Source organism: Rothia sp. HMSC064F07, from assembly GCF_001837265.1.
Taxonomy (GTDB): Bacteria; Actinomycetota; Actinomycetes; order Actinomycetales; family Micrococcaceae; genus Rothia; species Rothia mucilaginosa.
This window is the reverse complement of sequence record NZ_KV831926.1, coordinates 1164132-1188746: the sequence shown is the minus strand read 5'-3', so window position 1 is coordinate 1188746 and position 24615 is coordinate 1164132. Positions and strand designations below refer to the sequence as shown.

Genomic DNA, 24615 nt, shown 5'->3' with positions numbered 1-24615 from the left:
GAAACCGCGAGTGAGTGCTTTGTAGGTGAACCATGCCAAATAGAGGAGCGAGCAGATGATGAGCGCGCCCCATAGCAAAATCCAGAACCACCAAGACATGAGCACCATTATACAAGTTTTAGGTTAGTGTTTTGGCCCCTTAGATGGGTTTTTAGGGTGTTTTTGCTAGTGGGTGAAGTTCTATTTTTCTGCGGGCGCACCCCTGCGGCTGCTCGCGTTGAGGGTTTGCAACTGGTCAAGTAGCGCCGCGCGCAGGTGCGCCGGACCGACCAGTTCGAGGGCACCTCGGTGCGCAATGACGGTATCGAGAATGTTCTTATCGCCAGCACCGTGGGCGTTGTTGTAGTAGTGGATGCGCACGTACTGGGTGCGTGAAGCCTTCTTCACGTGGTGGGTGCTTCGACGCATGTACGTTGCGGTGAGAGTATCGAGCGGTTCACCGCTGGGAATATGCTCGGTCGGGTGAATCCGCAACTCAGCGAACGGGTTGGTCTGAGTACTGTGCTGCTGCGCGTGCCAATGCGGAACGGTGTCACCGGTGACCGGGTGGGTACGACCCGCGCCCGCCTCGTGAATGTGGTTGATGCGGGTGAGGCGGAAGTTACGCCAGAAGTTGGGTTCCTTCTCCCCCGCTTCATTATCCGCCGCCGCGCTGTCGGCAGTCTCGTTGTTTCCCGCCTCGCCGGTGGCTGCGTGAGCAAAAGCCTCGGGTACGTACTCGGGGACTTCCTCACCGCGCGCGGTATAGTAGCGTTCCTCAGCGGTACGGCACCACGCATGCAGGTACATGTGGTCGCGGTGCAACACCAACGCATACGGGTCCACCAGACGATCCGCGGCACGCTCAGAGGTACCGTAACCAATGGTTACGGCGTTGCCGCTACTCAAGGCGGCAGTCGCCTCCTGCAACAGAGGCTCCTCCGGGGCGAAGCACAGGTGCTGGGCATAGACGGGCGCGTTCGGGTACGCGGCGGCGAGCGCCGCACGGATACTGCCCAGACGCGCATCCGCCGGGTGCAGAATATCTGCAGCAGAGAGGGTAAAGACGAGAATGGCGAGCTCAGTGTCAGTAAGGCGCGCATAGTTCAGCAGCGTGTTCGGGGTGGCGCCGTCAAAGTCCGGTAGCAGGTTAATGTAGGTGGGCTTGAGCGCGTCCGGGTCCTTGGGGTCAGACTCGAAGGGCACGGTGTCTACCTGTGCGAAAATCTCGGCAATGGTTTTGCCGAGGGCACGGTTCTTCTCGGTGTCCACGCTGTAGAGGGCGTTGAGCTGGTTCAACGGCATGGGCGCCTCACCGTGGGCGCTCGCCCAGCGGTCGGCACGGTGCAGACCCAGGAGCAGGTCCACAAGGTCGTCGAGGGAGTTGTTACGGTTGCGCTGGTTGATATCTGCCCAGGTGCCGGGGTCTTCGACCGCGCCACTGTGCAGGTCGGTGAGGGTGCGCAACAGCTGCTGCTGGGCGGCGTAGCTGTCACGCTGACGGGTAGAGGCATCCTCCGATTCCTCGGGCGGCTCGATCACGCAACTGTAGCTGGTCGCCGCCACGGCGCTATCAATCGTGCCGTACGAGGGCACGGTGAAGGGCTCCGAGACTGTGGAATCGGCGTTGACCTCGGCAACGATTAGGCTCTCTTCGTAGCCCTTAATGTCTTCAAGCCAGTTCTTGGCGTTGAACGTCGCGTTGATGGGGGTCGAATCGATACGTGAGAGCATCGTGAGCTTCTGAATACGGCTGGCACGGAACGTGTACTCCTTACGCTCCGAGCTCTCAGTGTAGTAGCCGACAAAATACCAGGTGCCGTAACGGTACCCAATACCGGCAACGCTGACCTTCTCCTGCGTGCGGGTCGCCCCGGCAGCCGTCTGATAGGTGAACGTGACCGTCTTACGCTCCGCATAGGCAGTGAACAGCTCATTCAGGTGCGGGTTATCGCTAAAGTAAATGCGCTGAAGAGGCTCGCGGTAGGTGTGCAGGTTCTTCGCGCGCTGACGCTTGCCGGTCTTCGGGTCCAGGATCTTCGCGGCGGCAAGCGCCTCATCGGTGAGGTTCTCGCTGGTCAGCGCAATCTTACGCAGGATGCGGTAGGCGTCATCCTGCAGTTCGGTGCCTTCCCAGCCGCGCAGGATGGTGTTGATGAGGCGGAACTCCTCAGCGGTGGGGTTCCAGGCAGGTAGTTCTCCGGCGTTGCTGGTTTCGAGGCGGTAGCGCTCCCCCAGGTCCGTGGTCACGTGGGTGATGCGCGCGCCGGCATCACGCAGGGTCTGCTTGGCTCGTTCAAAGGCGCGTTCCTGGGCCTCGCTGAGGGAGCCGTTAGCGCGCGTGCTAATGCCGAGCAGGGTCAGTAGCTCGTTGCGGCTGATGCCTTGGGTTCGGGTTGCGGTATCGGGCGCCTCGGCGGCGGTGGCGAGGCGGTGAAGAGTCATGTAAAGCTGAGCTGCGGTGGACATGATTCCATCATACCGTGTGTGTTCCGCGGCACTTGCTCAGCGTATGGGGTGGCTGCGGGAAGAATGCGCGGGCATAAAATCTCGCGGGCGCGCCGATAGCCCGGCATAAAAAGCCCAGTACAAAAAAGCCCGGCGCCCCTCCCACAATCGGGAGAAAGCACCGGGCTACGCGTCTCTCACGCGAAAAACGCGAGAACCTTGCTAGTCCTTAGCGGACGTCCAGCAGGTCCACCACGAAAATCAGGGACTCACCGGGCTTAATGACCGAACCAGCGCCGCGGTCACCGTACGCCATGTCGGCGGGAATCTCCAGGCGACGACGGCCGCCGACCTTCATGCCGAGCAGACCCTCATCCCAACCGCGAATAACCTGGCCAACGCCCACCTGGAAGGGCAGCGGCTCGCCGCGGTTCCAGGATGCGTCGAACTCTTCACCGGTGGAGAAAGCCACACCAACGTAGTGGGTGAGCACGCGGGAGCCGGGAACAACCTCAGCGCCTGCGCCCTCGATCAGGTCGGTGATGACCAGCTCGGTGGGGGCGTCGCCTTCGGGGAAATCGATTTCGGGCTTTTCGCGGTCGAGGTTACGCTGACCGAAAGACATGGGTGTCTCCTTTGATTGGTTCGACATACATCGAAATAGTGGGTGCGCCCGCCGCCTAAGCCGTATAGGCGGCGAGCGCGGTATAAAAATGTGACGTAAAAACGTGGGTCCCGAAAATATGGATCCCGGGCTACTGCGCGGTAGCCGAAGCGGTAGCTGCCGGGGTTGCGGTTGCCGAGGCGCTCGCCTCCGCAGCAGCTGCGCTAGAAGCCGCCTGGGCACGCTGCAGGGTCTGCGGGTTCTCCTCCGCACCCAGAATATCAACCACGAACACGAGGGAGCCGGAAGGCTTGGAACCGCCGGTGTCGTTACCGTACGCCAGGTCCGCCGGGATGACCAGCTCAACACGAGAGCCGACCTTCTTGCCCTTCAGACCCTGAGTCCAGCCCTTGATAACGCCCTGCAGGGAGATGCCCATCGGGGTGGCGGCGTCATAGTTGCCGTCGACGACCTTACCGTCGGAGTACTGCACGCCAATGTAACGCACGTACACGGTATCGGTTTCCTTGACCTCGGCGCCCTCGCCCTCAATGAGGGTCTTAGCGGTCAGCTCGGTGACCTCCGGCTTGTTATCGGGCAGCTTGATTTCAGCCTTGCCGGTGGACTCATCCAGAGTGAAGGACGGCAGCGACGGGTCAGCCTCAACAGCCTTACCGGTTGCGTACTTGGGCAGCTTCGTCTTCACGGTGTACACCTCAACGTTGGTTGCGGCGCCGGGCGAAGCGGTCGTGGTGGTCACGCCCGCAGTGCTGCGCTGCTGCAGAACGTTGGTGGTGTACGAGAAGGAGCCGCCAACCTTAATCTTCTTCAGGGTTTCGTACACCTGCGGTGCAGCCTGCTTCAGCTGATCGTTAATCGGCAGCAGAATCGGCTCGCTGGAGTAAGTGGAACCGTTAAGCTTGCCGTCGGTGCCATTGAACACGGCAGCCTCAACGAGCACGTAGTCACCATCATTGATGGAGTCGCCGTTGCCTTCCTCAATCACGTACGCGGAGGGGCTAGAAGCGGCGAAGGGAGTCGCGAAGGACGCCTCAGGCTCAGCGGTCGCGTTCTTCAGGGTGTACTGCACCTTAGACAGGTCGCTGCTGGACTGCGCGCCACATGCAGACAGTGCAAGCGCGAGAGCAGCCGTGCTGGCACCAAAGATAGTGAGCTTAGAGCGTTTGGTCATAGTGTTATCCTCTGGGGTTTTCTGTGCGAGTGGGGCGTGTGAGTGCCCGTGTGCCACAGAACAGTTTACAGGTATAGGTTTAGCTGTTTTATGCTACGGCACGTAGCTGTGTTCAGGCTGTGTCGCGGCCGGGGTGTTCCCGAAGGCCCACAACCCCGACCGCCGGCGGGTTTCCCCTCATCAGAGCGTTTCTAGCAATGCTGTTTAGCGGCGCTGTTTAGCAGGGCGGCGGGAATGCCGCCTCCTGATGCTGACGCGCCTTAGACGCCAACAGGGTCAGCACTTCCTCCAAGCCTTCACTGTCAGTTGCGAACGGGTCCTTACACACCAGCGTGTGCTGCGGGTAGGCGTTGAGCTTCAAATGCACCCAATCCACGGTGAACTGCTCCCCCGCCGCAACCGCCGCATTAATGAAACGCGAACGCTGCAGAGCGCGAGTGTTCGGCGGCGCAGTCTTCGCCGCCTCCGCAGCACCCTCAGGCAGGATGCGCTTGACCGCATCGCGACGAACCAGCGCGTGGAAGACGCTACGCTCCGGGTCGATGTCGTGGTACGCCAAATCCAGCTGACGGATGCGGGCGCTCGCATAATCGGCAGGCTGACCAGCCGCGCGGGCGCGGGCAATATACGCATCCAGAAGCTTCTTCTTAATCGCCCAGTCAATCTCAGTGTCAATGCTGCTGTAGTCGCCGGACTCGATAGCGTCCAGGGTGCGTTGCCACAGGTCCAGGGCGTATTCCACGTGGTGGTGGTGCGCGCCGTACTGCTGCACGTACTGGCGTGCCGCATCCAGGTAGTGACGCTGAACGCTCAACGCTGTGTAGTGCTTACCATCGGTGGTTTCGAAGGTTGCGGTGCCGGTCAGGTCGTGGCTGATAGCGCGCAGAGCCGCCGGAACAGACACAATATCCAGGCTCGTGACCGGGAAGCGGTCCTCCAGCATGCGCAGCACCAGGTCGGTGCTGGCAATCTTCAGCAGGGTCGTCGGCTCCGCCATATTCGAGTCACCATTAATGACGTGCATGCGGCGGAACTTCGACGCGTCCGCGTGCGGCTCGTCGCGGGTGTTAATGAGCGGGCGAGCGCGCGAGGTTGAGGTAGATGCCGCCTCCCAAATATGGTCGGCACGCTGCGAGAACGAATACGACGGCACACCCGTGCTGGACGCCGGGTCGGTCGAGCCGGGCACCGGGCCGCCCTTCGGGTGGGTCTTACCGGCACCAACCAGAATCTGGCGGGTCACCAGGAACGGCACGAGCTGGGCAATCAGGTCGTTGAACTGCAGTTTGCGGCTGATCAGGTAGTTCTCGTGGCTGCCGTAGGAGTTGCCTGCCGAATCCACGTTGTTTTTGAACAGGTACAGTTCACCGTCGAGGGGGCGGCCCTCCGAGCCTGCGAGCAGGCGCTTGCGGGCGGTACGCGCCAGGTCAGCGAACAGCAGCTCACCGGCGCGTTCCTGCGCGAGTAGTTCGTCAATGCTGCCGCATTCGGCGGAGGCGTACTCGGGGTGCGAACCCACGTCAAGGTAGAGCCTACCGCCGTTGGGCAGGAAGACGTTCGTTGAACGCCACTGATCCAGGACGGGCTTGAAAAGGGCGGCGGCGGACTCTTCGATGCTCAGCCGACCGAGCCCGTGCGGGACGTAGCTGAGCCCGAATTCGCTTTCAATGCCGAAAATACGGTGTTCCATGATGCTGACCCGGCGCAGGTGCGCCGGTTACTCGCCGCCCTTCTGGACGAAGCCGGTGACGAAGTCTTCAGCGTTCTCAGCGAGCAGGCCGTCAATTTCGTCGAGCAGGTCGTCGACCTCGCTCACGTCAGAGACAACGTGGGAGGCGGCGAGGGTCAGTTCCTGCTCCTGCTCGGCTGCGGTGGTTTCGGTCTGCTGTGCGCTGATGCGTTCGCGGCTCATGGTTCTCTCCTCAAGGGGTTTTCGGTTGTGGACAAATAAGTTTTGAGTGGGGTCGGGTGCGGGGTGTGAGGGTTTTGGTACCCGGACCTTCCTGCACCCTACCTGTGGGTTATGTGGTTTTTACTCTTCCGAATGGGGGTATTCGCCCCGGGGAAGAATATGAGTTTATGTGGGTTTGCGGCTGTGAGGCGCTACTAGCGCAGGCGGTTCAGCAGCTCATCCGAATGGTTCACCTCATCCAGCAGCGGCTCCACCTGGGCGGCACCGTACCGGGTCGGCTCCATCATCGTAAAACGAGTCAGATCCTTCGAATACCTGCCACGGCACGAGACCGTATCCCAGTTAATACCCAGAATCTCCTCCGGCCAACGCGCCATCAACGTGCCACGCAAAAACGCGCGCGTCTCACGCGGCGGCTCGGTCGTCGCACGCTCAATCTGCTCAGCAGAGAACAGCGTGCGCATACGGCCACGCGACACCAGACGGTGATACAGGCTCTTCGACGGGTCAATATCAGCGTACTGCAAATCCAACGCCTTCAACTTCGGATTCGCATAATCTACGCCCTGAGCGACATAACCGCGCACCAGCGCATACTTCGCCACCCAATCCAGACGGTCCGCCAGCGAGAGCGGGTTGGTTTCCAGGGCATCCAGAACCTCACCCCACAGGTTGAGAATCTGCGCGGTCGCAGCATCCACACCCGCCGGGTTTGACTCCTCGTGCGCACGGGAGGCCTCATAGTAGGCGCGCTGAATCTGCAGGGCACTCGCCGAACCACTCGTGGACACCGGGTTCGGCAGGGTCGCCGAAGACGGCGCCAGCGGCAGCTGAACAGACAGCGATAGGTCGTGGCTGACCGCGTGCATCGCCGCCACCGGATCAGACAGGCGCACACCCGGTAACACCGGAGCCTGCTCGCTGTGCGACTCAATCAGGTTCATCACCAGCGCCGCCGTACCAAACTTCAACAGGTTCGAATAGTGCGACAGGTTCGCGTCCGCCGGAATCACGTGCAGGCGGCGGTACTTCGACTCATCCGCATGCGGCTCATCGCGCGTATTCACAATCGGGCGGCGAATCGTGGTCTCCAGACCAATCGTGCGCTCAAAGAAATCAGCACGCGAGCTAATCTGAAAACCCGGAACCTCACCGTGCGTACCAATACCCACACGGCCCGCACCCGTAAAAATCGCGCGAGTCGCAAAGAACGGCAGGAGCGCATCCGCAACCTGCTCGAACGGAACCTCGCGGCTGATTAGGTAGTTCTCGTGCGCGCCGTAGGACTGACCCTTCGAATCGGTGTTGTTCTTGTACAGCTTCACCTGCGGCAAATCCTGCGCGTGGTTGCCCAACTCCACCAGTGACTCGTACGCCAGCGCGTCACCGGCAGCGTCATAGAGCACCGCGTCGGCGGGGGTCAGAACCTCCGGCGAGGAATACTCCGGATGCGCGTGGTCCACATACAGGCGCGCACCATTGGGCAGAATCGCATTCATGGTCACGCGGTCCCAATCCAAACGCTCCGGGAAACCACCGCGGCCGTGCACACCGGCGAGCGCATCCAGGGCGCTACGCGGCTCGGCGGGTTCACCCGGTGCCTGAACGCCCGCCTCACGCATAATCTCCAGGGCGATGTCTTCGCTGGTCAGCTCGGTGCGGGTGTGCGTCATCTGGCTCGAGTGGGCGGTGGAGGCGTCCTGCACCTGACCGAATGCATCACGTAGCGGCGACTCAGACTCACCCAGCCACTGACCCTCGGGGGTCGAGTAGTTCTCTGCCTGGCGTGCCTGCTCGGCGGTCAGCTCATCCGCCAGGGCGCGGCGCTGCAGCTCCTCGCGGAAGGCGGCGCCACGGCGGAACGCGAGCTTGGCGTAGGTGTTGACCACCAGTGCGGACAGCACGGTCGGGTTGGTGCCCGGCGCGGAGGGGGCGATGACGCCGTACTCGGTTTCGGCACCCATAATGCGGTGCACGCCGTAGCTGGGGGTGGAGTTCATGGGGTTCTCCTGAAAAAATCTATACCATCTAAAGGCTTTGGACCTGCGGTAATGCTGGGGTTGATGCGGGATAAGCGCGGGGTGTGGGCTGAGCGCGCAGCTTAGTGGGTGCACAGCATAGTGGGCGCGCGCCGCCCGGCTCGTGCGGGTGCGGGCGCGCGGCTTAGCGCGGCGGCTCCACCGACACCAGGCGGCCACGCACACCGGCAACGGTGAGCGCATCCTCGATATCGGGCAGCGGCGGCAAGTCCACCTGATCCTCAAACTCGGCGCGCACCGCCTCCAGCAGGTGGCGGGTGCCAATACCCACACCGGCTGCGTTAGCGCCGGCAGTCAGTGCCTGCAGCTGCTCCTTAATCGCCGCCTTCTTCGCGCGATCCACAATATTGCGAATCACCGCACCCGAAGCGAAATCACCGCGGTACAGCGTGTGCGTGGACAGGTTCGCGCTCGCGCCAGAACCGACCGTCATGGAAGAATCCACGGTCGCCACAGCGTACGCCGTGGAGGGGGTGCGCGCGTACAGCTGACCTGCCGCCGCTGCAATCATCGCGGTCAGGGCGGCGCGGGTCGAACCGGCGGCAGCCACCTCCGCCGCGTCCAGGGGCAGGTCCTCGGTCAGGTACAGGCCGAAAATCTCAGCCGCACCGGCGGCGTCCGGGCGGTTAATGCGGATTTTCAGGTCGAGTCGGCCCGGGCGCATCACGGCGGCATCAATCAGGTCTTCACGGTTGGTCGCGCCAATAACGATGACGTTCTGCAGCGACTCCACACCGTCAATTTCAGCAAGCAGCTGCGGCACGATGGTCGTCTCAATATCGGAGGAACGACCCGAACCGCGCATACGGAACAGCGACTCCATCTCGTCGAAGAACACGACGACCGGGTGGCCCGCCTCCGCCTTCTCACGGGCGGCAACGAAAATATCGCGAATCTGACGTTCGGTCTCACCAACGAACTTATCCAGCAGCTCGGGGCCCTTAATGTTCAAGAAGTAGCCGCGAGTAGCCGAACCCGGGTTCAGCGCAGCCGCACGAGCCGCCAGGGAGTTCGCCACAGCCTTAGCAATCATGGTCTTACCGTTACCGGGAGGACCGTACAGCAGAATGCCCTTGGGCGGCGCCAGGTGGTAGCGCTCAAAAATCTCGGGGTGCAGGTACGGCAGCTCCACCGCGTCGCGAATCTGCTCGATCTGCGCGCCCAGGCCACCAATCTGCTCGTAGGTGACGTCCGGGATCTCTTCCAGAACCAGCTCCTGCGAGCGGGAGGCGGGAACCTGCGAGGTCAGCATGCGGGTGCGCGTGTCAAGGGTGACCGCGTCACCGGTGCGCAGCTGCTCAATGTCGAGGGAACCAGCCACGCGCGCCACCTGCTGAGCACCCGAGGACGTATCAACCAGCACGCGCTGCTCATCCAGCACCTCACGCACGGTCACCACGTCACCGAAAGGTTCGGTGTCTAGGGCAACGACCGCCTCGGTCTTGTCGTTGAGCAGCACGGTCATGCCGGGGGTCAGCGTGGACAGGTCAATGAGCGGGGACACGGGAATACGCATCATGCGGCCGCTCACCTGAACATCCAGGTAGGTGTCAATCTCGGCGGGGGTCTTATCGTCCGCGACCTGCTCGTAGGTCATGGTCTGACCCTCATGCACCGCCAGCACAATCGCCGAATTCAGCGGCGGCATAACGTTCTGCGACAGGGACGCGCGCAGACGCTCCACCTGGTAACGCATGCTGGTGATTGCCTCAACGAGCTTGCGGTTCTTCTCCCCCGCACCACGAATCTGTCGGCTCATATTGTCGCGGGTTGCCTCCGCCGCGGAGAGTCGACGCAGCACGGCGTCATACTCCTGCGCGCTGACGGGCTGACTGCCGGGCAGGGAGGTCGACCCGAAAGCAGCCGAGTAGTGCGGCGCCGCGCTGGCTGCACTGTGGGCGGTGCCGTACTGGGGGGTTCCTGCCTGATCTGCAGATTCGTGGGTGGACACGGTAGCTCCTTTAGCTGTTCGTCCTAATCGGCGGCTACTCGGTGCGGGTGATTGGGCACAGTGAGTAGCCTGGTGAGTGCACTGCGGGGGCTCCAGGCAACGCCCGTGCCCCCGCAGGTCAAAGGTAGTTCAAATTATTCGGCGGATTCAGTCACCGCAGAGTCAGTGTCAGCGGCTGCGCCGTTTTGTTCGAGCGCAATCTCGTTCGCGCGTGCGGCGTGAGCGGCAAGGTTCTTCGCATCGCGTGCGGCGCGGCGAATCTTCTTATCGGTCACCTCACGCTCACCCACATTCATGGGGATCCACGCGTTCATATCCTCTTCAGAGAAGTCAGTCTTGGACGCGCGACGCTTCGGCGCCAGGCGCACCGCACCGTCAGCCAGGCGACGAGCCACGACCAGGAACGCGGTGTGTGCAACCATGCGGTGGTCGGGGCGGACCGCCAGGCCCTCCACGTGCCAGCCGCGCACAATGGTTTCGTCGCATTCGGGTTCGGTGAAGCGGCCGTCCAGGCGCATGCCCTCAACCAGGCGGGACATCTGGGTCACGGTCGCAACGTAGCAGATGAGCACGCCGCCGGGCGCGAGCGCCTCCGCTACAGCGTCCAGGCATTCCCAGGGGGCGAGCATGTCGAGTACGACGCGGTCGACGCTGCCGGGCTCTTCGACCTGCGGCAGGGTGTCCTGCAGGTCGCCGATGCTCAGCTTCCACGCCGGGTGGGGGCCGCCGAACATGGTTTCGATGTTGCCGCGGGCGACGTCTGCGAACTCTTCACGACGTTCGAAGGAGTGTACGCAACCGTAGTCGCCGACTGCACGTAGCAGCGCGATGGACAGTGCGCCGGAGCCGACGCCGGCCTCGACGACGCGTGCGCCGGGGAAGATGTCTGCCTTGACGATGATCTGGGCGGCGTCCTTGGGGTAGACGACGGCTGCGCCGCGCGGCATGGAGAGCACGAAGTCCTTGTAGAGGGGGCGCAGTGCCTGGTAGAGGATGCCGTGAGTGTTGGGGATGACGGTGCCTTCGGGTGCGCCGATGAGGTCGTCATGCTTGAGGAAGCCCTTGTGGGAGTGGTATTCGCCGCCTTCGGCGAGGGTGATGGTGGTGATGCGGCCGCGTTCGTCAGTGATTTGGACGCGTTCGCCGGGGCGGAAGGGGCCGCGGCGGTTGATTGCGCCGGTGGGGGTGGGGGTGCCGCTGCTCACGGGGTGATTCTCCTCGGGTTTGGGTCAGTCTGTGCTGTTCGCGCTTTGCGGCGAACTGCGGACGGAAAAAGTCCTTTTCTATTTTAGCGGAGTCTGCAAATCGGCTGTGGCGCATTACCCCGCGGGCGTGATAACCAGTCATCCGGTTCTACAACCGGTTAAACGCAAGGGGTGGGTGACTCTGGAATAGTCCAGGGTCACCCACCTCTTATTGCTCTCAGAAGCCCTACGCTTCCTTCTGCGCCTCGTACGTGCGAACCTCAGCTAACATCTCTGCGGCGAGCGCATCGACCGCCTCACGGTCGTACGGGCGAAGAGCATACAGCTCCTCAATGACAGACGCAGCCATCTTAGAGGACCACGCCCAGGCGTGCCGCCAGGATGTCACGCACCAGCGCGCCACCGCCGACGGTGGTGTCCGCCAGAGCCTTCACAGCCCACGCATCCACAGCCGCCAACGCCGCCGGAGCGTTCAGGTCCTCGCCGAGCGCCTCACGCACAGCGGCCAGCAGCTCAACAGCCGCCTCATCGGTGACACCTTCGGAACCCTCACGGCCCTCAGCCACCGACACCGCATGACGGTACGTATCCAGGCGGGCCTTCGCGTGCTCCAGCAGCTCATCAGTCCAGAACCAATCCGAACGGTAATGCTGACCCATAATCGCCAGACGCACCGCGTTCGCGTCCTCACCTGCCGCGCGCAGACGCGAAACCAGCACCAGGTTACCGCGGGACTTGCTCATCTTGTGGCCGTCCAAACCGACCATGCCGGTGTGCGCGTAATGCTTAGCGTGCGGGCGTGCAGACACAGCCCACGAATGGCCCGCACCCAAATCATGGTGCGGGAAGGTCAGGTCGTTACCGCCCGCCTGAACAGTCAGCGAACCATCCACAAAACGGCGGGCAATCATCGTGCACTCAATATGCCAGCCCGGGCGGCCCGCGCCCAGCTCGCCGGCATCCCAGCTCGGCTCGCCCTCACGCTCAATACGCCACAGCAGCGGATCCAGTGCGTCACGCTTACCGGCACGGTTCGGGTCGCCGCCGCGCTCAGCGAAAATCTCCAGCATCTCATCACGGCTCAAGTGGCAGACCTCGCCCGGCGCCCACGAGTAGCCCTCAGCGTTCGCGGGCAGCTCACGCACAGCCTTCAAATCCAGGTACACGTCACCGTCAGGATGCACCACACCCTGCTCGTCCGTGAAACCGGGCACGCGGTACGCCAGACCGCGGCGCAGCAAATCCTCAATCAGCGGGAACAGCCACTCAATGGACTCCACCACACCCACATAGTGCGCCGGCGGAATCACGTTCAGCGCCTTCATGTCGGTGCGGAACAGCTCCGTCTGATCCTCAGCCAGCTCACGCCAATCAACATTCGTCGCGGTCGCACGCTCCAGCAGCGGGTCGTCCACATCGGTCACGTTCTGAACGTACGTTACCGGCACGCCCGCATCCAGCCAGGCGCGGTGCAGCAAGTCAAAAGCAACATAGGTGGAGGCGTGACCCATATGCGTCGCGTCGTACGGGGTGATACCGCAAACGTACAGGCTCGCCGCCTTATCCTCCTGAACCTGAACAATCTCACCGGCAGAAGTATCAAAAATACGCGGCAGCGCAGCCTGACCGGGCAGAGTCACAGAGGCGGGGGCATCCCAAGCTCGCATGGGTTTCCTTTCCGTAAAAACGCCCACAACCGGTGGACGCGCCACACCCGCTGCCCAACCTCAAGGCATGCGGGTGCCAAAAAATCTACTCCAATAAGAATACCCGCCCGTGAGAAACTCACGGACGGGTATGTCATATCACGCTGAGGGCTAAAGCCTTAGAACGCCGAAGAAGTAGCGTTCAGAACGCCAGTGCCCAGACCAACGAAAATCAGGATACCGAGCGCAATACGGTACCAGATGAAAATGCCGTAGGACTTCGACGACACGTACTTCAGGAACCAGCCAATCATCAGGTAACCCACCACAAACGCAACCAGAGTAGCCACGATAGTCGAGGGAATACCGTAGAAGCCGGTTGCCTCCTCGCCGGTGACCACCTTGAAGGTCTTGTACAGGCCAGACATGAACACGGCGGGCATGGCCAGCAGGAACGAGTAACGTGCCGCAGCCTCACGGGTGTAACCCATGAACAGACCCGCAGTAATCGTACCGCCCGAACGGGAAACACCCGGGATCAGTGCCAGCGCCTGTGCGCAACCGTACAGCAGGCCGTGACGGAACGTCAGGTCCTTCAGCTCACGCTGCTCGCGGCCAAAACGGTCCGCAAGACCCAGGAACACAGCGAAGACAATCAGCATAGTCGCCACAATCCACAGGCTACGGAACTGGGTGTCAATGTAGTCTTCCAGCAGCAGGCCCAGAACGCCGATGGGCAGGGAGCCAATAATAATCAGCCAACCCATGCGGGCATCCGGGTCATTGCGCGGTACACGACCGGTAAGAGCGCCAAACCACGCCTTCACAATGCGCACAATATCGCGCCAGAAAAAAATCAAGACCGCGGTCTCAGTACCCAGCTGGGTGATTGCGGTAAACGCGGCGCCCGGGTCAGCCTTCTCCGGCAGGATCTGGCCAACAATGTTCAGATGCGCCGATGACGAAATCGGCAGAAATTCGGTCAGGCCCTGAACAAAGCCCAAAATAATTGCTTGAATCCATTCCACGCATTCAAGGATACAGGAGGCGCACCCGCCCGGGGCGGTTCGCCGAAGGTGATGTGGAACCTCCGCAAACCGCCCCGTCCACACTCTGAAACGCTCAGGGTGCCATTTCAGGAGGTACACCGCGGTACATCCGGGGCTTATTCACGGTTCATCTACGGTTCAAGGAGACCGCTCAAACACCTCAAATGCGCGCTCTCCGGCGCGTCGAAGGTGCGTCAGCGGCGCGCTCTCCGGCGCAAGCGTACTAGCCGCACGACCAGTCGAAAACACCAGTCTCAAAATCAAAAACAGCGCTACCGCACCCAAAATTCAGCACATCAAACTCATCGAACTCAATATAACGAGCCGTCAGACCCTCCGGCAGAGCCTGCGCATAAAAATGAGTGCCACCCAGGTGAGTACCCACCGCAATTAGCGGCTTCGCCCACTCAAACCACGCCGAATCCTCAGCATCCCAATCGAAAGGACTCAGATAGCCAGTCTGCGGGTCAACATTCTCAAACACATCACTGGGGATCTTACCGGCATTCGGGTCATCCGTCGGAACCCACCCCACCAGAGCAGGCTTACGGTCCAGCGGCTGCTGACGATCCGCCAAAGCCCAGGCGCTGAAGCTCTCCTCCTCACCACGATGCTCACCGGGCCGGCGCACATCCTGCGGCGGCTCCGTACGGGATGAGAACTCCTCCTCACTCAGGTACAGCACCGCAAACTCGGCATCCAAAATATCGCGCAACAACAACTGATACGGATGCACCCGCGCCTGCGCATACTGCACCTCAAACGGGTCATCACTAGCAGCATTAGCAACACCCTCAGTCGCCTCATCCTCAGCGAACTGGCCATCACCGGCGAAGAAAGAGAACGCCACCACGCCCGGATACTTCTGCGCATCCGGCAGGTACTCCCCCGGCAACCTCACCGTAAAAATATGCTGCATCGGCAAACCAGTAAACGTACTGCGCGGCCACTGATCCTGCTCAATACCGGGGCCGGTCGAACCCACCCAGCCAGCCTCCCACACCTCGGCGGAACCGGCAGGCAGAGCAGTATCATCACCACCGCGCAGCTCATAATTCCAGGCACGAACAGAAAAATCGGTGCCCGCCGCATCAACGGGGCTAAACACCATCGCGTAGCTTTTCATGAGAGTTCCTCCCTGCAGACTATTCGCCCCACAGCACGCCGATGCGCACAACACCTGCGCACATTAAACGCGTAAGGGCGGGATACATACTCCCAGTATGCATCCCGCCCCCACATCATGCACGGCTAACGGTCACCCACCAGCGGTCACCCGAAAACCTTGCACAAAGCATGTACGCTATCGCCTATGCCTGGCGCTCATCACGCAGCGCACGGTTCACAGCCGAAATCATCGCCTTCAACGCCGCACGAGTCGTCGAGTTGTCCACACCAATACCCCACAGCACGCGAGAACCAACAGCAGCCTCAACGTAGCACGCAGCATTAGCAGTCGACGAAGACGACATAGTGTGCTCCGAATAATCCATCACGCGAATATCCACGCCCTCGCCCGACAGGATGTTCTGCAGAGCATCCACCGGACCGGTACCCGAAGCCGAACGAGTGTACGTGTGACCATCAATGTTCAGACCAACACGCAGAGTAGTCGCACCAGTATCAGCCGAATCAATATTAATCGACTCAATACGGTACTTACCCCAACGGTTCTGCGGATCAGCAGCAGGCAGGTACTCATCCGCGAAGATGTTCCACAGCTTCTGGCTGGTCATCTCGCCACCCTCAGCGTCAGTACGAGCCTGAACAATCTTCGAGAACTCAACCTGAGCACGACGCGGCAGATCCAGACCGTGATCCTGCTTCAGCAGGTACGCCATACCGCCCTTACCGGACTGCGAGTTCACACGAATAATCGCCTCGTAGGTACGACCCAGGTCGCGAGGATCAATCGGCAGGTACGGAACCTCCCAGTACACCTCATCCACGGTCTTACCCGCCTCAGCAGCGGTACGCTCCAGAGCCTCAAAGCCCTTCTTAATAGCGTCCTGGTGAGAACCAGAGAACGCAGTGAACACCAGGTCACCACCATACGGCGAACGCTCGTGCACCTTCAACTGGTTGCAGTACTCAACAGTCTTACGGATACCGTCAATATCAGAGAAATCAATCTGCGGATCCACACCCTGGGTGTACATGTTCAGACCCAACGTCACCAGGTCAACGTTACCGGTGCGCTCGCCATTACCGAAGAGGCAACCCTCAATACGGTCAGCACCCGCCAAGTAACCCAGCTCAGCAGCAGCCACGCCGGTACCGCGGTCATTATGCGGGTGCAGCGACAGCACAATGTGCTCGCGGTGGTTCAGGTTGCGGTCCATCCACTCGACCGAGTCGGCGTACACGTTCGGGGTAGCCATCTCAACGGTAGCGGGCAGGTTCACAATCAGCTCGCGGCCGTTCTGACCGACCTCCAGCTCCTCAGCCACAGCGTTCACCACGCGAGCCGCATACTCCAGCTCGGTGCCGGTGAAAGACTCGGGCGAGTACTCGTAGATGACCTTAGTGTCAGAGATCATCTGCTCTTCGTACTTGCGGCACAGGCGTGCACCCTGCAGGGCGATGTCCAGCACGCCCTCCTGGTCCTGCTGGAACACCACGCGGCGCTGCAGCACGGAAGTCGAGTTGTAGAAGTGCACAATCGCCTGCGGTGCGCCCTCAATCGCCTCAAAAGTACGGGCAATCAGGTGCTCACGCGCCTGCACCAGAACCTGAATGGTCACGTCCGAAGGAATGTGGCCGTCCTCAATCAGGGTGCGCACAAAATCAAAGTCAGTCTGGGACGCCGAGGGGAAACCCACCTCAATTTCCTTGTAACCCATCTTCACCAGCAGCTTGAACATCGCAAGCTTACGGTCGGTGTCCATGGGGTCAATCAGCGCCTGGTTGCCGTCACGCAGATCCACTGCGCACCAGCGCGGAGCCTTCTCAATGACCTTATCCGGCCAGGTGCGGTCCGGCAGGTCAACAACAATCTGCTCGTGGAAAGGGCGGTACTTGTGTACCGGCATGGGGCTGGGCTTCTGGTGGTTTTTCATCATGAATTCCTGTGGGTTGGTCCGTCTCGCTCTACCCCAGTTTCGGGGCTCGTACCTGCCGGGATATCGGTCCCCCGGCTGCCGTGTTCAAGGCGGTGCATCGTAAAGGATGCGAAGGTGAGATGCCGCGTCAAAAAGCCGGAACGGTTGCGGCAGATTCTAGCGTGCCCCGTTCCGGCGAATAAGCAGCAGGTTCACTGCCGGGCGGGTAACCCCGTGCATGCTCTCACCGTGAATAGTCATACCTCCACGCTATCACAGCGCCCGGAGGCGGTGGCACAGCGCCCGGGGCGCCGTCCATCATCTGGAAAGAATTAACGGCGAGAATTAACGACGAAGGGGCGTAGCCACCATTACTGGCGCTACGCCCCTTCATTCGCTATTCACGCATCTGCGCTATGCCCTAGCTAGATACAACCTAGTAGGCGAAAGCAGTCTGGCACTTATTCTGATCAGCAGTCTGACCGGTCGCGTTACCCGCAATCGCAGCCTCCTGCTTCTCCATCGCCTCACCGGACGGGAAGTCAGTACCAATCGTCACCGACACGCCCTGAACCTCTTCGGTCGCCACCACGCGGGTCACGTTCAGCTTCGCGGCGATCTCCTTCGCCTCTGCCTCGTAACCGGTCGAGTAGAACACCGTGGTGAAGTTCGTCGGGTTAGCGGAAGTACCCGGAGTAACATTCGTGTAGCCCAGGCCCTCAATCACCGAAGCAATCGTAGCCGAGCGACCATCCAGACCGGTCGCATTGTACACGCTCACCGGAACCGTACGATCCAGCTGAACCGGAGCGGCAGAAGTAGCCTCAGCTGCCGGAGCCTTCTCCTCCTTCAGCGACTTATCGTCACGCAGACGCTGGAACACATTCGCAGCATCCGCAGAAACCTGCAGGCGGTTCTCATCCTGGCTCCACGGCTCAGTCGGCACCGTCGCAAACACAACATTCGACAGGTCCACGCCGCCGAGAGCCGCACCAACACCCACCAGAGTGCTGATATTGCCCAGGTTCTTATCCACCGTCACGTTCTGAGTAATCGCCTCAGCAATGTTAATCAGACGGCCCGGATTCGACAGAGTACCCTCGCTCTTCACCTTACGCAACAGCGAAGACAAGAAGCCCTGCTGAGCCTGAATACGACCAATATCGGAACCATCCGAGAAGCCGTGGCGGCTACGCAAGAACGCAAGAGCCTGCTCACCCTCAACAGTGGAAGTACCGGCAGGCAGCTTCAGGCCGCTGTACTCGTCATCAATCGGAGCGTCCACACACACCTGAACGCCGCCAACAACCTTCGACAGCTCCTTCACAGCGTTAAAGTCCACCAACATGAAGTGGTCAATATTCACACCGGTCAGCTTGCTAATGGTCGCCACAGTACAACCGGCACCACCGCGAGACAGAGACTCGTTAATCTGAACGTTCTCCTCAGCCGGGTACACGGTGCCACTCTCAGGATCAGTACACTGCGGCACATCAACCATCAAGTCACGCGGGAACGACAGCACGCTCACGTTCTTACGGTCCTTGCTGATCTGCAGCAGCATCATCACGTCCGCGCGAGCCTCAGAATTGCGGTCATCCTCATCACCGTACGCACCGTTATTACCCTTACGGGTATCGGAGCCAATCACGAGAATGTCCAAGGCGCCGTTCTCCAGGCCGTCCTTGTAATTGCTGATGTTCAGCTCCTGAGTATGCAGATTATTGCGCATACGCAGAGCCAACACGCCACCAAAGCCAACAACAATGACGAGCATGCAAGCAGTAAGCAGAGCAATCCACTTATTGCGGTTTGAAGTCATCACCGTCGTGCGCATATGACGACCGGTGCTTCGTAAACGAGGTGCCTGGGGCATACCTTTTCTCTTTCTGCCGGTGAGCAAGTGCTTTCTCAGAGTAACACTCTTCCCTATGAGCGCCGAATGAGAGTGAAAAGTTTCACCCGGAGGCATGCACATATTTCTGCAAGCCACCGGGTGAAAACTAAGGATGCGCGGCCGCTCCCGAAGGCAACCTTTCGGGGCTGCCTCTCAGGGCTACCTCGCAAGGTAAAGTCTCTGGGCGATGCGCTCAGGAAAGCTACTAGAATCCCAGGCGGTTCAACGCACGCGCGTCAGACTGCCACTCCTTCGCAACCTTCACATGAATATTCAAATAAATGCGGGTACCGAGCATCGCCTCAATCTGCTCACGAGCCTTCGTACCAATCTTGCGCAGGTTCGAGCCGCCCTTACCGATAATGATGTACTTCTGCGACTCACGCTCCACATACAGGTTCACGTGCACATCGAGCAGCGGGTTATCCGCCGGGCGGCCCTCACGGAACTCCATCTCCTCAACCGTCACAGCAATCGAGTGGGGCAGCTCCTCGCGCGCACCCTCCAGGGCAGCCTCACGCACCAGCTCCGCGATGAGGGTTGCTTCCGGCTCATCGGTCAGCTCACCGTCCGGGTACAGCGGCGGCGACAGCGGAGTGTACTGCGCCAGCAGGTCAGCAACCGCATCCACCTGGAAATGCTTCACAGCAGACACCGGGATAATTGCAGCCCAGCCGCCCTTACCGTCAACCGGCATCGGCTCAGCAACCTCACCGGCACGGCGCTTAGCCGCAGGACCCGAACCCTTCGCGAAAGGCACAGCATCATTCTTGCCGCCCTTACCCTTGGGGCCCTTACCCTTCTGCTTCGCACGATGCGCGGCACGCTTAGCACGAGCCGCACGCTCAGCGCTCATGACCTCCTCGCCGAGCGCCTCAACAGCCAGCAGCTGCTCACGCAGCTCCTCAGAGCTCACAGTGTCAGCCTTCGTCACAATAGCAACCACCGGCTTATTGCTCGACGCCACCAGCTGCGACGCAATGTAACGGTCACCCGGGCCAATCTTCTCATTCGCCGGAATGCAGAAGCCCAGCACATCCACCTGCGAAAGGGTGCTCGCCACCAGGTCGTTCAGACGCTCACCCAGCAGAGTGCGGGGGCGGTGAATACCCGGGGTGTCCACCAGAATCAGCTGGTACTCGTCCTTGTGCACAATACCGCGGATCGTGTGGCGGGTCGTCTGCGGACGGTTCGAGGTGATAGCCACCTTCTGACCGACCATAGCGTTCGTCAGAGTAGACTTACCCGCATTCGGGCGGCCCACCAGCGACGCGAAGCCTGAACGGAAATCCGCCGGGTAGGTCGGCAGCGGGGTGCTCAAGTCCAGAGTGCTCAAATCGAGCGGGGTGTACTCCTGGTCCATTGTGTTTCTCCTTGTCAAACCCCGTGCGGGGTGTATGGGGTGCCAGCTTCATCTGCCTGCGCCTTCCGGGGCGGGGCGGCCGACTCAAAGTGTGTTAGGGAAAATGCGGCGTCTATGTTCGATATCTAGCGGTTGCCGTGCTGATCGGTTGCCGGTTCAGCCTCTGTAGCATCTCCCGGAAGATCCGGATGCGCGTGCGGCTCAGCCACAGCGGGAGGCTCCGTATCCACGGTGAAGATGTCAGCGGCCTCCGCGGAATTAGGCTCCGAGGAAGATGCCGCGGAACCTTCAGCGTTCTGCTGCTCATCATGAGGCGGCTCATACCACGCCTGCAACATATCCACCTGGTGGCGGCGGCCCGACGAACCAATCGCACGAATATGAATGCCGTCAATCTCAATCTCAGAACCGACAATCGGCACCATGCCCAGATGCTTAGCGAGCAGACCGCCCACCGTATCAACATCTTCATCCTCGAGTTCACGACCGAAAATCTCGCCCAGCTCATCAATACCCAGGCGGGCAGACAGACGGAACGTGCCGTCATCATTCAGCGTGTACTCGGGACGTTCGTGGTCGTACTCGTCAGAGATGTCGCCGACCAGCTCCTCAATCAGATCCTCAAGCGTGATCAGACCGGCGGTGCCGCCGTACTCATCAACAATGATCGCCACGTGCGTGGACTCACGCTGCATCTCACGCAGCAGGTCCATGGCGCGCTTCGACTCGGGCTCAAAACGAGCCGGGCGCATCAGCTCAACCACGGTCGGCAGGGCGGTACCCTCCGGCGCCTCACCGTGCAGGATGAAGGCGCGCATCGCGTCCTTCAGGTAGAGCACACCCAGAATCTCATCGCTCGAATCACCAATCACCGGCATACGCGAATAACCCGAACGCAGGAACAGGCTCAGCGCCTCACGCAGAGGGGTGTCACGGCTGGCGGTGAGCATGTCGGTACGCGGAACCATGAGCGAACGGATGCGGGTATCGTCCATCTCAAAGACGGACTGCACCATCTGCGCCTCGTCATCCTCGATGGTTTCAGCGTCGGAGGCGCGGTCCAGGAACTCGCGCAGCTCCTCCTCATCGAACACGCCCACCGGGGCCTCAGCCGAACGTTCCGGCGCCAGGCGCACGCTGAGCTTATCGAGCAGACCGGTCGCCGGGCTCAACAGAACCGACAGGTAGTGCACCGGGCGAGCCAGCATACGAATAGACGCGACCGGGCGGTTACGGCCCAGAGCACGCGCCAGCACATGCAGAATCGGGTAGCCCACCAGCGCAACAATCACGAGGGTCAGCACGACGGCGAGCGCGTGCACCTCGACCAGGTTCAGCAGGCAGGTCATGGTGGCGAGCACTGCGGCGGCTGCCGCAATGAGGCGGGTCAGGCGCAGCGGGTGCGTGTACGCCTCGGAGTCACCGTCGAGGGTGCGTTGCAGGACGCGGGCGCCGAGGGTGTCCGGGTGTGCCTCCACTGCCTCCTCGGCCTCGTTGTGCGGCAGGTAGGTGAATGCGGTTTCGGCGATTGCCGCGACCACGGTCAGGCAGAGCGCGAGAACGGCGAGGAGGGCTGTGAGTAGAATGTCCACGCCGCTCCCCTAGTGTCGGGTTTCGACCGGTGCCGGGCGGCCCAGGAACTCTTCGAGGATGGAGCGCTGAATGCCGAACATTTCAGCTTCCTCTTCGGCGGTGCCGTGGTCGTAGCCGAGGCAGTGCAGAATGCCGTGGGTGGTGAGCAGGCACAGCTCATCGAGGGTGCTGTGGCCCGCGTCTGCGCCCTGACGTGCGGCGACGGGTGGGCAGAGGATGATGTCGCCGAGCATGCCGCTGGAGGGGTTTTCGGGGGTTCCCGGTTCCAGCTCGTCCATGGGGAAGCTCATCACGTCGGTTGCACCGGGCAGGTCCATCCACTCGATGTGCACGCGTTCCATTTCGTCTTCGTTCACGATAGCGATGGACAGGTAGGTGTCATCGGCAAGGTGCATGCGCTTGAAGGCGTGCTCGACGAGGCGGGTGAGCACCTCGGTGTCTACCGCTTCGAAAGATTCGCGGATGAAGGCGTCGGTTGCCGGGTCGGCACCGGTTGCGGGTTCTTCACAGTCGAATTCGATCTCTGCCACCGTTTAGCGTCCTTCCGGGGTGGTCTGTGCGTTGTCGGGGTTCTGCTCGGCGTTCTTTTCGGAGCCGCCGTTGATGCCTGCGCGGTCCAACAGCTTCTCGGCTACGGCCTCGATGGTGGCGCGCTTGACCTTGCGGTTGCGCTTGCGTTCCATCGCCTTCTGGTCTTCGCCCCACTGGTCGTAGGCGGACACAATGTTCGACACCAGGGTGTGGCGCACTACGTCGGAGGATTCCAGGATGCTGAAGTGAATATCCTCCACACCCTGCAGAATGTTGCGCACCTGCTTCAGACCGGAGGCCGCACCACCGGGCAGGTCAATCTGGGTGATGTCACCGGTAATGACCATCTTCGAGCCGAAGCCCAGGCGGGTCAAGAACATCTTCATCTGCTCGGCGGTGGTGTTCTGCGCCTCGTCAAGGATGATGAATGCATCGTTGAGGGTGCGGCCGCGCATGTACGCCAGCGGTGCGACCTCAATGGTGCCCGCCTCCATGAGCTTGGGGATGGTTTCGGGTTCGAGCATGTCGTGCAGTGCATCGTAGAGCGGGCGCAGGTACGGGTCAATCTTCTCGTTGAGGGTGCCGGGCAGGAAGCCCAGACGCTCGCCAGCCTCCACGGCGGGGCGGGTGAGGATAATGCGGTTCACTTCGTGGGTCTGCAGCGCCTGCACAGCCTTCGCCATGGCGAGGTAGGTCTTACCGGTACCCGCCGGGCCGATACCGAAGATGACGGTGTTCGCGTCGATAGCGTCCACATACTTCTTCTGGTTAATGGTCTTGGGGCGAATCGTGGTGCCGCGGGTGGAGAGGATGCTGGCGGACAGCGAGTGCGCCGGGTTGCTCAGTTCGTCGCCGAGCATGCCCATGAGGCGGTGAATGACCTGCACGGTAATCTGTGTGTCGTGGCTGGAGAGTACGCGCAGCTCGTTCAGCAGCTTTGCGGCGGTGTTGACGGCCTCGGAGGGGCCGGTGATGAGCACGTCCAGGTCCTTGGGACGCAGGCTAATCTGCTCGAAGTAGTCCTCGATAATTGCCAGGTGCGCGTCCTGCGGGCCGAGCACGGCGATCATTTCTGCGGCGCTCTTGAAGGATACGGTGCGCGCGGTCGAGAGAGGTCGGGAGGTAGTCATATGGGCTCCTTGGCTAGTGATGTATTTACAAGTATAGATGCGCGTGATGCACCACGCCCTGGTGGATGCCTGTCAGTTGGATTCCTGTCAGCTAGGTTCTATCGGAGGGAATCCAGTAGCGGGCGCTCTACCAGCGACCCAGCACCACGTTCAGGGTACACATGGCGGCAGAACCGGCGGTGGAGGAACGCAGCACCTCGTCACCGAGCAGTGCCAGCTGCGCGCCGGCGTCGGTGAAGAGCTGCACTTCACGGTCACTAATGCCGCCTTCAGGACCGACGAGTAGGTAGATTTCTTCGGGCAGGTTCTCTGCCTCGACAAGCTTGCGTGCCAGGGCGCTGAGGCGTTCGGTCGCCTGCTCGTGCAGGATGAACACGGCGGCGGACTGCTCAGAGCCGGCAACTTCTTCAATGAGCTCCACCAGGTCGGCGGTGCTGTACAGGTCGTACACTTCGGGAATGAGCGCGCGGCGCGACTGCTTCGCCGCGGCGGTGACGGTGTTCTGCCACTTGGTGTGTGCCTTGGATGCGCGCTCCCCCTTCCAGCGCACGATGGAGCGGTCCGCACTCCAAGGAAGCACACCGTACACGCCCAGCTCGGTCGCCGTCTCGATGGCGAGCAGGTCGCGGCCGTCCTTCGCGAGCGCCTGCACCAAGTAGATGGAGGGCACGCTGCGTTCTGCGCGCAGCTCCTGCACCTGCACGCTCACACCGTCCGCGTTAATGGAGGCGACCGTACCGAGTGCGCGGCGGCCGGTGCCGTCACCCAGGTCGATGCGTTCGCCAAGCTCAAGGCGCTTGACGAGGGCGTGCTTGCCTTCGGAGCCGCTGAGCGCGCAGGTGGCGCCGGGGGTGAGTGCGTCATATTCTTCCGTGCTGATGTAGAAGATGGGGGCGCTCATGGTTCTCCTTGAGGTGCGGTTTGAAAGCGTGGGTAGTGTGCGGGTGGCGTGTGAAATAGGTGTGCTGCTTAGCGCGGGCGCGTGCAGTGCTGTGCTGACAGGAAAGCGGCGGGTGCGGGTTGAGTACCGCACCC

Annotated in this window: 19 protein-coding genes; all 19 read right to left on the bottom strand. The window is 61.3% G+C overall.

All coding sequences use genetic code 11. The features are described 5' to 3' along the window. Positions 1-180: 180 nt before the first annotated feature. Positions 181-2448, bottom strand: a complete 2268-nt coding sequence (locus HMPREF2712_RS07175) for a WYL domain-containing transcriptional regulator (protein ID WP_070819615.1) — start codon at positions 2446-2448, stop codon at positions 181-183. A gap of 208 nt (positions 2449-2656) precedes the next feature. Continuing rightward, positions 2657-3052: an FKBP-type peptidyl-prolyl cis-trans isomerase gene (locus HMPREF2712_RS07170; RefSeq protein WP_005508667.1), complete on the bottom strand. Its 396-nt coding sequence runs from the start codon at positions 3050-3052 to the stop codon at positions 2657-2659. A gap of 130 nt (positions 3053-3182) precedes the next feature. After that, positions 3183-4223: an FKBP-type peptidyl-prolyl cis-trans isomerase gene (locus tag HMPREF2712_RS07165; protein ID WP_070819614.1), complete on the bottom strand. Its 1041-nt coding sequence runs from the start codon at positions 4221-4223 to the stop codon at positions 3183-3185. 217 nt (positions 4224-4440) lie between these two features. Beyond that, positions 4441-5913 carry a Pup--protein ligase gene (gene pafA, locus HMPREF2712_RS07160; RefSeq protein ID WP_070819613.1) on the bottom strand — a complete coding sequence of 491 codons (1473 nt, stop codon included), beginning with the start codon at positions 5911-5913 and terminating at the stop codon, positions 4441-4443. Positions 5914-5940: 27 nt separating this feature from the next. After that, positions 5941-6135, bottom strand: coding sequence for a ubiquitin-like protein Pup (locus tag HMPREF2712_RS07155; protein WP_005506016.1), 195 nt, complete (start codon positions 6133-6135; stop codon positions 5941-5943). 194 nt (positions 6136-6329) lie between these two features. Continuing rightward, a complete protein-coding gene (dop, locus tag HMPREF2712_RS07150) occupies positions 6330-8135 on the bottom strand; it encodes a depupylase/deamidase Dop (protein ID WP_070819612.1) in 1806 nt (601 codons plus the stop codon). A 163-nt stretch (positions 8136-8298) separates the two neighbouring features. Further along, positions 8299-10125 (bottom strand): proteasome ATPase, encoded by a 1827-nt coding sequence (gene arc, locus HMPREF2712_RS07145; RefSeq protein ID WP_070819611.1) that lies wholly within the window; start codon positions 10123-10125, stop codon positions 8299-8301. Positions 10126-10259: 134 nt separating this feature from the next. After that, the gene (locus HMPREF2712_RS07140; protein WP_070819610.1) at positions 10260-11330 is read right to left on the bottom strand and encodes a tRNA (adenine-N1)-methyltransferase; all 1071 of its coding nucleotides are present in this window, start codon (positions 11328-11330) and stop codon (positions 10260-10262) included. Positions 11331-11556: 226 nt separating this feature from the next. Next, positions 11557-11679: a hypothetical protein gene (locus HMPREF2712_RS09235; RefSeq protein WP_012903526.1), complete on the bottom strand. Its 123-nt coding sequence runs from the start codon at positions 11677-11679 to the stop codon at positions 11557-11559. A gap of 1 nt (position 11680) precedes the next feature. Then, a complete protein-coding gene (mshC, locus tag HMPREF2712_RS07135; RefSeq protein ID WP_070634052.1) occupies positions 11681-12997 on the bottom strand; it encodes a cysteine--1-D-myo-inosityl 2-amino-2-deoxy-alpha-D-glucopyranoside ligase in 1317 nt (438 codons plus the stop codon). A 158-nt stretch (positions 12998-13155) separates the two neighbouring features. Further along, positions 13156-14004 carry an undecaprenyl-diphosphate phosphatase gene (locus HMPREF2712_RS07130; RefSeq protein ID WP_044150432.1) on the bottom strand — a complete coding sequence of 283 codons (849 nt, stop codon included), beginning with the start codon at positions 14002-14004 and terminating at the stop codon, positions 13156-13158. A 244-nt stretch (positions 14005-14248) separates the two neighbouring features. Next, positions 14249-15151, bottom strand: a complete 903-nt coding sequence (locus tag HMPREF2712_RS07125; protein WP_070819609.1) for a hypothetical protein — start codon at positions 15149-15151, stop codon at positions 14249-14251. A gap of 184 nt (positions 15152-15335) precedes the next feature. After that, complete coding sequence (gene leuA, locus HMPREF2712_RS07120) at positions 15336-17084, bottom strand: 2-isopropylmalate synthase (RefSeq protein WP_070819608.1); 1749 nt, start codon at positions 17082-17084, stop codon at positions 15336-15338. Between the two features lie 418 nt (positions 17085-17502). Continuing rightward, positions 17503-18888 (bottom strand): LCP family protein, encoded by a 1386-nt coding sequence (locus HMPREF2712_RS07115; protein ID WP_371326250.1) that lies wholly within the window; start codon positions 18886-18888, stop codon positions 17503-17505. A 280-nt stretch (positions 18889-19168) separates the two neighbouring features. Then, complete coding sequence (locus tag HMPREF2712_RS07110) at positions 19169-20326, bottom strand: GTPase Era (RefSeq protein ID WP_210401014.1); 1158 nt, start codon at positions 20324-20326, stop codon at positions 19169-19171. A gap of 125 nt (positions 20327-20451) precedes the next feature. Beyond that, positions 20452-21918: a hemolysin family protein gene (locus HMPREF2712_RS07105; protein WP_070819606.1), complete on the bottom strand. Its 1467-nt coding sequence runs from the start codon at positions 21916-21918 to the stop codon at positions 20452-20454. A gap of 9 nt (positions 21919-21927) precedes the next feature. Then, the gene (gene ybeY / locus HMPREF2712_RS07100) at positions 21928-22449 is read right to left on the bottom strand and encodes an rRNA maturation RNase YbeY (protein WP_005505992.1); all 522 of its coding nucleotides are present in this window, start codon (positions 22447-22449) and stop codon (positions 21928-21930) included. A 3-nt stretch (positions 22450-22452) separates the two neighbouring features. After that, entirely contained in the window at positions 22453-23580 is a 1128-nt protein-coding gene (locus HMPREF2712_RS07095; RefSeq protein WP_070819605.1) for a PhoH family protein, read from the bottom strand. A 127-nt stretch (positions 23581-23707) separates the two neighbouring features. Then, a complete protein-coding gene (locus HMPREF2712_RS07090; protein WP_070819604.1) occupies positions 23708-24481 on the bottom strand; it encodes a 16S rRNA (uracil(1498)-N(3))-methyltransferase in 774 nt (257 codons plus the stop codon). Positions 24482-24615 lie beyond the last annotated feature (134 nt).

Bases quoted from the DNA above. Each gene is read 5' to 3' on its own strand.
- HMPREF2712_RS07175 (WP_070819615.1), bottom strand. From the start codon at position 2,448: ATGTCCACCGCAGCTCAGCTTTACATGACTCTTCACCGCCTCGCCACC.
- HMPREF2712_RS07170 (WP_005508667.1), bottom strand. From the start codon at position 3,052: ATGTCTTTCGGTCAGCGTAACCTCGACCGCGAAAAGCCCGAAATCGAT.
- HMPREF2712_RS07165 (WP_070819614.1), bottom strand. From the start codon at position 4,223: ATGACCAAACGCTCTAAGCTCACTATCTTTGGTGCCAGCACGGCTGCT.
- pafA (WP_070819613.1), bottom strand. From the start codon at position 5,913: ATGGAACACCGTATTTTCGGCATTGAAAGCGAATTCGGGCTCAGCTAC.
- HMPREF2712_RS07155 (WP_005506016.1), bottom strand. From the start codon at position 6,135: ATGAGCCGCGAACGCATCAGCGCACAGCAGACCGAAACCACCGCAGCC.
- dop (WP_070819612.1), bottom strand. From the start codon at position 8,135: ATGAACTCCACCCCCAGCTACGGCGTGCACCGCATTATGGGTGCCGAA.
- HMPREF2712_RS09235 (WP_012903526.1), bottom strand. From the start codon at position 11,679: ATGGCTGCGTCTGTCATTGAGGAGCTGTATGCTCTTCGCCCGTACGAC.
- mshC (WP_070634052.1), bottom strand. From the start codon at position 12,997: ATGCGAGCTTGGGATGCCCCCGCCTCTGTGACTCTGCCCGGTCAGGCT.
- HMPREF2712_RS07125 (WP_070819609.1), bottom strand. From the start codon at position 15,151: ATGAAAAGCTACGCGATGGTGTTTAGCCCCGTTGATGCGGCGGGCACC.
- leuA (WP_070819608.1), bottom strand. From the start codon at position 17,084: ATGAAAAACCACCAGAAGCCCAGCCCCATGCCGGTACACAAGTACCGC.
- HMPREF2712_RS07115 (WP_371326250.1), bottom strand. From the start codon at position 18,888: ATGACTTCAAACCGCAATAAGTGGATTGCTCTGCTTACTGCTTGCATG.
- HMPREF2712_RS07110 (WP_210401014.1), bottom strand. From the start codon at position 20,326: ATGGACCAGGAGTACACCCCGCTCGATTTGAGCACTCTGGACTTGAGC.
- HMPREF2712_RS07095 (WP_070819605.1), bottom strand. From the start codon at position 23,580: ATGACTACCTCCCGACCTCTCTCGACCGCGCGCACCGTATCCTTCAAG.
- HMPREF2712_RS07090 (WP_070819604.1), bottom strand. From the start codon at position 24,481: ATGAGCGCCCCCATCTTCTACATCAGCACGGAAGAATATGACGCACTC.